At 32.9% G+C, this 8,341-nt stretch carries 7 protein-coding genes; 3 read left to right on the forward strand and 4 right to left on the reverse strand.

Annotation, left to right across the window (positions count from 1 at the left end; genetic code table 11):
* Positions 1–2 precede the first annotated feature (2 nt).
* Genes fni through mvk form a run of 4 tightly spaced genes read right to left on the reverse strand, consistent with a single transcriptional unit; the run spans position 3 to position 3,904 of the window.
* Positions 3–974 carry a type 2 isopentenyl-diphosphate Delta-isomerase gene (gene fni / locus IY230_RS01350; protein WP_196369551.1) on the reverse strand — a complete coding sequence of 324 codons (972 nt, stop codon included), beginning with the start codon at positions 972–974 and terminating at the stop codon, positions 3–5.
* Positions 967–2,007: a phosphomevalonate kinase gene (locus IY230_RS01355; RefSeq protein ID WP_196369552.1), complete on the reverse strand. Its 1,041-nt coding sequence runs from the start codon at positions 2,005–2,007 to the stop codon at positions 967–969. Before IY230_RS01355 ends, fni begins: the two co-directional genes overlap by 8 nt.
* A complete protein-coding gene (gene mvaD / locus IY230_RS01360; protein ID WP_196369553.1) occupies positions 2,004–2,951 on the reverse strand; it encodes a diphosphomevalonate decarboxylase in 948 nt (315 codons plus the stop codon). Before mvaD ends, IY230_RS01355 begins: the two co-directional genes overlap by 4 nt.
* Positions 2,948–3,904, reverse strand: coding sequence for a mevalonate kinase (gene mvk, locus IY230_RS01365; protein ID WP_308705583.1), 957 nt, complete (start codon positions 3,902–3,904; stop codon positions 2,948–2,950). Before mvk ends, mvaD begins: the two co-directional genes overlap by 4 nt.
* A 68-nt stretch (positions 3,905–3,972) precedes the next feature.
* Between mvk and IY230_RS01370 the strand changes: the two genes are divergently transcribed.
* The 3 genes from IY230_RS01370 (at position 3,973) to IY230_RS01380 (ending at position 8,327) form a co-directional block, all read left to right on the forward strand.
* Positions 3,973–4,479: a peptidylprolyl isomerase gene (locus IY230_RS01370; protein WP_069580285.1), complete on the forward strand. Its 507-nt coding sequence runs from the start codon at positions 3,973–3,975 to the stop codon at positions 4,477–4,479.
* 13 nt (positions 4,480–4,492) lie between these two features.
* Positions 4,493–5,404, forward strand: a complete 912-nt coding sequence (locus IY230_RS01375) for a pseudouridine-5'-phosphate glycosidase (protein WP_196369554.1) — start codon at positions 4,493–4,495, stop codon at positions 5,402–5,404.
* Positions 5,405–5,585: 181 nt separating this feature from the next.
* Positions 5,586–8,327, forward strand: a complete 2,742-nt coding sequence (locus tag IY230_RS01380) for a calcium-translocating P-type ATPase, PMCA-type (protein WP_196369555.1) — start codon at positions 5,586–5,588, stop codon at positions 8,325–8,327.
* The last annotated feature ends 14 nt before the right edge of the window (positions 8,328–8,341 follow it).

Consider the following 8,341-nt stretch of genomic DNA (forward strand, 5'->3'; position numbering starts at 1 on the left):
ATTTATACTATTTTGTATGTTACTTCTTTTAAATGATTTAAGTTAGAAACACCAAGTATTAGCATGATTTTTTTAAGATCTTCAATAAATTCCTCGACCTTTTTAACTGCATCATCGAATTCTAAATCTGTTAAATCTAAGAACCACTTAGATAATCCACAAGCCTTAGCACCCAAGATGAGTGATTTTATCACATCAAGCGGATGACGTATACCACCGGATGCATATATTTCTAAATCTTTTTCATTTTTAAGATTGATTAAGGTTTGGGCAGTATCAATTAAAAAATCATTTAAATAACTATAATCCTTAGCACTTCTGGTGGATTCAATATCAATAAATGAAGTACCACCACTACCAGAAACATCAATATATTTTATACCTAATGTTTTTAGTTTTTGGATAGTCTTAAGTGATAAACCGAGCCCAACTTGTTTAACAATAACTGGTTTATTTAGATGTTTAACTACAGATTCGATGTGGTTGGACCACAATCTAAAATCTCTATCACCTTCGTTCATAACGAGTTCTTGAATCACATTTAAGTGAATCGATAAGGCATTAGCTTCAATTATAGAAACTGCTACTTGTGCTTGTTCTAGTGTCATATTCGGGTTAATATTACCTACTATAATACCTTTATGATTATTCCTTATAACCTTAAATGATTCGATTGAGGATGGATCTTTAAACATAATAGATTGACTTCCAGTAACCATTGGTAAATTGAAATAAGCTGCAATCTTCGATAGATATTCATTAATCTTATGTGCTTTTTCACTACCGCCAGTCATGGCATTAATATAGAAAGGATATGGAACTTTCATACCTAAAAATTCTGTAGATAAATCAATATCGTCAATAGATAAATCGGGTAAATCTGTACCTTCTAAAATTATCTTATCAAACATATTTGGTTTTTTCTTGAATGATTTGGCGATATTAATATGATCATCTTTTCTATTTTTACTCATCGTAATCCCATACCTTTATATCAAGTGCAATTAATCCATTTTTAATCCATGCATCTTGAAGCGTTCTTTTATCTGTTTCATTTTTTGTAAGTGCAATACCACAGTCTCCATACCCTGCACCACTAGTTTTGGCTGAATAACCGTAATCACTAGCAATTTGAATCATCTTCTTAAATGGTTCTGATTCAATTTTAATACCAGCATTTTCTTCTAATTCATTAAGTTTTTGACGATATAGATCAATCATATACTTGATTGTATAATAATCTGATCTTATAAATGCTTCTTTAAATTGGTTAACAATGACTTTAGTTTTTGCTAAAAAGTTTGCATACCAATTGCTACCACTAAAACTGGTCATTTTATCGGTGTATGCCTTGGTCGAATGAGAAATGCCAGAGAAACATACAGCCAACTTTATGGAACCTCTCTTAAGTTTTTCTATTTTAAGTAGTGGCCAAGTCATCTCCATGACTTCAGAAATATGTCCTTTTCTGTTTAATATCCAAATAAGATCATATCTTTGATAAAATATCCAACCACCATAAATGGATGCTGCTAACTCACCACCTGATGTAATATCAGAAATTTCTATTTGCGCTAATACACTTAATTTAAATAAATCTAATCTTGCAATTTCAATACCATGAAAATTTAAAATGCCTTTAATAACAGCGACTATAACAGCACCTGATGAACCTAATCCATATTTTATGTTATCTTTACTTGTAAGTTCAGAAAAAAGTTCAATACTATAACTTTTAGGTGTAATTTCTTTATATTTTAAATACTTATGAGCTATGTAAACAGCTGCTTTTGCGTGTGTCAAGGTGTCGTAAACAAAGACAGGTAATTGATCAGATAACATCCATCTAAAATGTCCCATTTCAGAAGAAAATTGGTAATCAGAATCCTCTTTAACCCTAACATGTATAAACTTATCAACAGCCGCTATTATTGCTTCATTACCAGGTTTAACTACTGAATATTCCCCAATAATGAATAACTTTCCAGGTATTTTTAGTGATATCATAAGGAAATTACCCCCATTCCTGTATAACTTACTATAACCTTAGATAATTTTTCATATCTAGCTTTAACTGATTCTACATGTTCTTTTTTAGTTAAAATTTTAACATTAGCTCCTGCATCCATTGTGTAATATACAGGTATACCCTCATTACGTATTTTTTCAGTTAAATCCATGACCTTAAATGATTGATCAGTTAAATAAGAAACTCCAGTTTCTTGAATTATATAGTGCATTAAACTTGCATGAGATTCTGCAATAGACCCCATCTTGTCAAAATCATTTTCTAGTATGGCTTCTTTCATATCATTAAATGCATCTTCTGTACTTAAAGTCCATAATTCTTTTAAGTCTGGATATTCATTTAATCTGTTCATTGCATCGGTACTATTTACTTTTTTAGGTGTCTCATCAATTAAACATACAATTAATGCTAAATCATCCATGTGTGTTAAATGTTCTGCATAAGAAGATTTATGATCATGTCCTTCATGCCATAAAACCAGACCACCATAGATAGAACGTGATGCAGAACCACTTCCTAATCTTGATAGGGATGAAAGTTCTTTAGAATCAAGATTTAGTCCATATGCTTTAGTTGCAGCATATGCAAGTGCTGAAAATGCTGAAGATGAAGAAGCTAAACCTGCTTTTTTTGGTACAAAGTTATAAGATGAAATCTTTGCGTAATATGGAATACTATATAATTTTCTTAACTTATCCATATATTTAGATACTCTTACATACTCTCCACCAGTAATAGTTTCATCATCAATGAGTAATATATCAGCTGTTAATAGTGAATCATATGTAACTGTAGTTTCGGTATAAAAGGCATCTAAAGTTAGACTAATAGAGGAAGTTAGTGGTAAATTCCATTCTATGTCCTTTTTCCCCCAGTATTTAATAAGTGCAATATTTACGTTTGCTTTTGCTGTGTGTGTCATAATACAATTTCCTTTAAGTCATAAAGCCAAGTATTTACTGCCCCTGCATTCTTTAGTGCATCTGCAATTCGTATACCTTGATTTTCATTTTGTGCGAGTGCAATCATGCAACCACCCTTACCACCACCGGTAAGTTTAGCGCCTAATGCACCGTTTAATAGTGATACATTTACTAATTTTTCAAGTAAGTCATCAGAAACTTTAATACTTCTAAGTAACTGATGTGCCTCTGTCATAGCAAGACCAAGTCGAATAATTTCATTGGTCTCTAAATATGTTCGTACCTCATTCGTAAGTTCTTCTAATCTATCCATAATTGGAGATACAATCGTTGGATTATCCGTCCATAATTGTTTTACTTCTTGTACTGCTTCTTTAGTTAATCCTTTTTTACCGGTGTCTGCAACTACAATAACTGCATCCATTTTTAGTGGAATTAACGTCTTGCCTAAATCCTTTTGATAAAATACAGCTTGTCCAAATGCAATAGTAATTGCATCTAACCCAGATGGATTTACGTGATGTATTTGTTCCGCTACATCGACAAAATAATTGAGACGTTCTTGACTTAATTCTACTTTGAAAGCATCAAAAAGCGATCTAACAATCGCTATTGAAACAGATGCGGATGAACCTAGACCACGTTGTGGTGGTAAAGATGATTCAACTTGAATGTGTATACCATGAAATGGTTGTTTTAAATATACTAAGACAATATATGTAAGTTGTTTTATACCGTATAATGTGTCCGGAGCATCATCTAAATAACCTTTATGATAAAAAGAATCAATTGTAATTTTATCATTTGTTTTAAAGACTTTTGAGCTAATTTGTGCTTGTTTAAAGGGTAGTGCAATTGCGGGTTTTCCATAAACTACTGAGTGTTCACCCATTAATATGATTTTTCCGCTTGCGACACCATGTCCAAAATCTATCATAAATTTATCGCTCACTTTCTATCTCCATTATAACATGATATGATAAAATGAAATTAATAATAATTGAAAGGACTCAAAATAATATGTCAGAAATTCTATTATCAATGGAGATTGAAGAATTTGGTACTTTAAAGGTAGAACTCTACCCAAATATCGCACCAAATACAGTCTCTAATTTTATGAACTATGTGAATAAAAACTTCTATGATGGTCTAATTTTCCATCGTATCATCAAAGGTTTTATGATTCAAGGAGGCGCAAATCCTAAAGTTAGAGAAATGCCTATTAAAGGTGAATTTACATCTAACGGATTTAAAAACGATTTAAAACATTCAAGAGGTGTTTTATCTATGGCAAGAACAATGGATAAAAACTCGGCAACTTCACAATTCTTCATTATGCATCAAGATTCTCCACACTTAGATGGTCAATATGCATCATTTGGTAAAGTTATTGAAGGAATTGAAATTGTTGATAAAATCGCTTCAGTACGAACAGATGGTTATGATCAACCTTTAAAAGATGTCAAAATAAAACATATTACAGTATTAAAATACGACGCTAACTTAGAACCTGTAAAATACGTATAAAGAAGGTAATTATATGAACCAGTTCATTGATATTCATCCAAAAGTGTTAGATGCTCTAAGATCTGGTAAACCTGTGGTCGCATTAGAATCTACAGTTATTGCACATGGTATGCCTTATCCCAAAAACGTTGAAACTGCACTAAATGTTGAAAAGATAGTTGAACAAAGCGGTGCTACACCTGCTACAATCGCTATCATTGATGGTCGTATTAAAGTGGGGTTAAATCCAAACGAACTCACAACGTTAGGCAAACAATCAAATGTACTAAAAGTATCCAAACGTGATATACCTTATTGCGTTATCAAAAAATACAGTGGTGCTACTACAGTTTCAGCAACTATCCTAATTGCGGACATGGTGGGTATCAAAGTATTTGCAACAGGTGGTATTGGTGGTGTACATAAGCATGCTGCTGCAACATTTGATATTTCAAGAGATCTTGAAGAGATTTCTGAAAAACAGATTGCTGTTGTCTCAGCTGGGGCTAAAGCTATACTGGACCTAAATCTTACACTAGAGTATCTTGAAACCAAAGGTGTAGAGGTTATTGGATATCAAACAAGCGAATTCCCCGCATTCTTTTCAAATGTATCTGGTTTAAATACTACTTATCAATTAGATGAAGCTAGTCAAATCGCACAACTCATGTATACAAAATGGAGTATGGGCTTAAGCGGTGGTATCCTTGTTGCAAACCCGATACCTCAACATTATGCAATAGATAAAGCAAGTTTAGACAAAGCAATTTCAAGTGCTATATTATCAGCAAAAGAAAATAATATTACCGGTAAAGAATTAACACCATACTTACTTAAAGTGCTACATAGTAATAAGGATATAACAAGTCTTGAATCTAATATTGGTCTTATCTACAATAATGCGAAAATTGCAGCATTGATTGCTGTCGAATTTTCTAAACTTTAGGTTTGAATTATTACCCTTGTTGTGATAAAATATTCACTGAGAAGGGGAGTAGTTCCCAAAAATTAATCGTCAATACGGCTAGTATCAGCCCGGTTAATTTTCAAGTATAACTTGTAAACGAGACCTTCAAGACCAGTTTTTGGTTTTGATGGTCTTTATTTATATAGAAAGGAAACAAAATATGAAAGAAAAAACCGTATTTCAAATGAATGTCGAAGAGGTGCTTGAAAAGCATCAGACATCCTTAAAAGGCTTAAGTTCCGATGAAGCCAAAAAAAGATTAGAGGCAAACGGTCCAAATGCACTAGCCGAGGGGAAAAAACGAAGTTTATTTGCTAGACTTTTAGATCAGTTTAAGGATTTTATGGTTATAGTACTAATCATTGCTGCAGTTGTCGCCTTTGCTGGTGCTATTATTCAAAATAAACCTGAGGAATTAACAGAAGGCTTACTTATTATAGCAATCGTTATCATTAATGCTATTTTAGGTGTTGCACAAGAATCTAAAGCTGAACAAGCTTTAGAGTCTATTAAGAAAATGTCCAACCCACACACCACAGTCTTACGAGATGGTCAAGAAATCATCATCGATGTTGCTGATGTTGTAGTTGGTGATATTATTGTATTACATGCAGGAGATTATATCCCAGCAGATATTCGAATTATTGAATCTATCAACCTAAAGACAGATGAATCTGCATTAACAGGTGAACCAATTCCGGTTGAGAAAAACATTGATGCCATCCATCAAGAAGAGATCGCATTAGGTGATAGATTTAACATTGGTTACATGAGTACTGTTGTTACTTATGGTCGTGGTTTAGCAGTTGTTACTTCTACTGGTATGCACACTGAGATCGGTAAGATTGCTACAATGCTTTCTACTACCGAAACAGAATTGACGCCACTTCAAAAAACTATTTCTAAACTCGGTAAAACTCTAGCTATTATCGCTTTATTTGTAGTTACTATCATCTTTATTATTCAAATATTAAGAGGTTGGTTTACTGTTGGTGTAGAAAATATTGCTTGGATTGAAATATTTATGTCATCCATTGCTTTAGCGGTTGCAGCGATTCCAGAAGGTTTACCAGCGATTATTACAATTGTACTTGCAATCGGTATGCAAAACTTAGTTAAACAACGCGCTATCATGCGTACACTACCTGCAGTTGAAACCTTAGGGTCTACTTCTATTATATGTTCTGATAAAACTGGTACATTAACTCAAAACGTCATGACAATTACTGAAACATACTTATACGGAAGTACTACTAAGGTAACTGATATCATAAACCCTACTAAAGAACTAAAAATGTTAATTGATTATGGTGTTCTATGTAATGATACTAAAGTTCAATTATCTGATGAAAATACGTATATTAAAATCGGTGATCCAACAGAGATTGCTTTAACTGATTTGTCTATTGCAACAAATGATGATCCAATTAAAGTCCTAGAAACTTACCCTAGAGTACACGAGCTTCCATTTGACTCTGAACGTAAGTTAATGACTACTGTTCATGTGATTGATGGTAAGTATGTATCTATAACAAAAGGTGCTCCAGATGTATTATTCGCTAAGGCTTCTCATATTAATAATCATGGTTCCATCGAAAAAGTTACTCCTACAGTAATCGATACTTTTACTCAACAAAATCAAGATTTCGCAGACCAAGCATTACGTGTGTTAGCTATTGCTTATAAAGTATATGAACAAAAACCTGAAGTCTTAGAATTAACTCATGATGATTTAGAAAATGACTTAATAATTCTAGGTCTAGTCGGTATGATCGACCCTGCAAGACCCGAAGTCAAAGATGCAATTATTGAAACTAAAAATGCTGGCATTATCACTATCATGATTACTGGTGACCATAAGAATACAGCGGTTGCTATTGCAACTGATCTAGGTATTCTAGAACAAAGTCATTTAGCAATCACAGGTAAAGAACTAGACCGTATGTCTGATGATGAGTTCTTTGAAAAACTTCCTCAAATCAGAGTATATGCACGTGTCTCTCCTGAAAATAAAGTACGTATCGTTACAGCATGGAAAACAACAGGTAAGATTGTTGCGATGACAGGTGACGGTGTGAATGACGCACCAAGTATTAAACGTGCTGATATTGGTATAGCAATGGGCATTACTGGTACTGAAGTTGCTAAAGGTGCTGCAGACATGATTTTAACTGATGATAACTTTGCAACTATCGTTTCAGCAGTTAAAGAAGGTCGTACAATTCTTTCCAACATTAAAAAAGCAATTCACTTCTTACTATCATGTAATATTGGTGAAATCATTACAATCTTCTTAGGTGTTACATTAGGTATTGTATTATTCCCAAATGAACCACAATTACAAATTTTAACGGCTGCCCAAATCTTATGGGTTAACTTAGTAACTGACTCATTTATGGCGATTGCACTTGGTCTAGAACCTAAAGAACCAGATGTCATGAACCAACCTCCAAGAGATAATTCAAAAGGCATATTTGCAGACGGTTTAGGTAGAAAAGTTGCTTGGCAAGGTATTTTAATCGGTTTCATCACATTTTTAGCATTTTACATTGGTTATTTAATTGGTGATGAAGATAATAAATTACAACATGCCCAAACAATCGGTTTTATGGTATTAGCAATCTCACAATTATTCCATGCATTTAATGTTAGAAGTGAAAAACACTCTACATTTAAACTACAACCAAATAAATTCTTAATCTATGCATTCATTGGATGTCTAGTATTACAATTGATCACTGTATTTGTCCCATTTATAGCAAACAATATCTTTGGTGTAGATGATGTGTTACATTGGCAATGGTTAGATTGGTTAGTTGTATTAGGCTTATCAGTTACTCCATTAGTTGTTGTTGAACTTGTTAAATTCATCCAAAATAAATTCTCAAATAAATTAGCTTAAAAAGTTTAAGGTTA

Source organism: Acholeplasma laidlawii (assembly GCF_015709225.1).
In the GTDB taxonomy this organism is placed as follows: Bacteria; Bacillota_I; Bacilli_A; order Acholeplasmatales; family Acholeplasmataceae; genus Acholeplasma; species Acholeplasma laidlawii_A.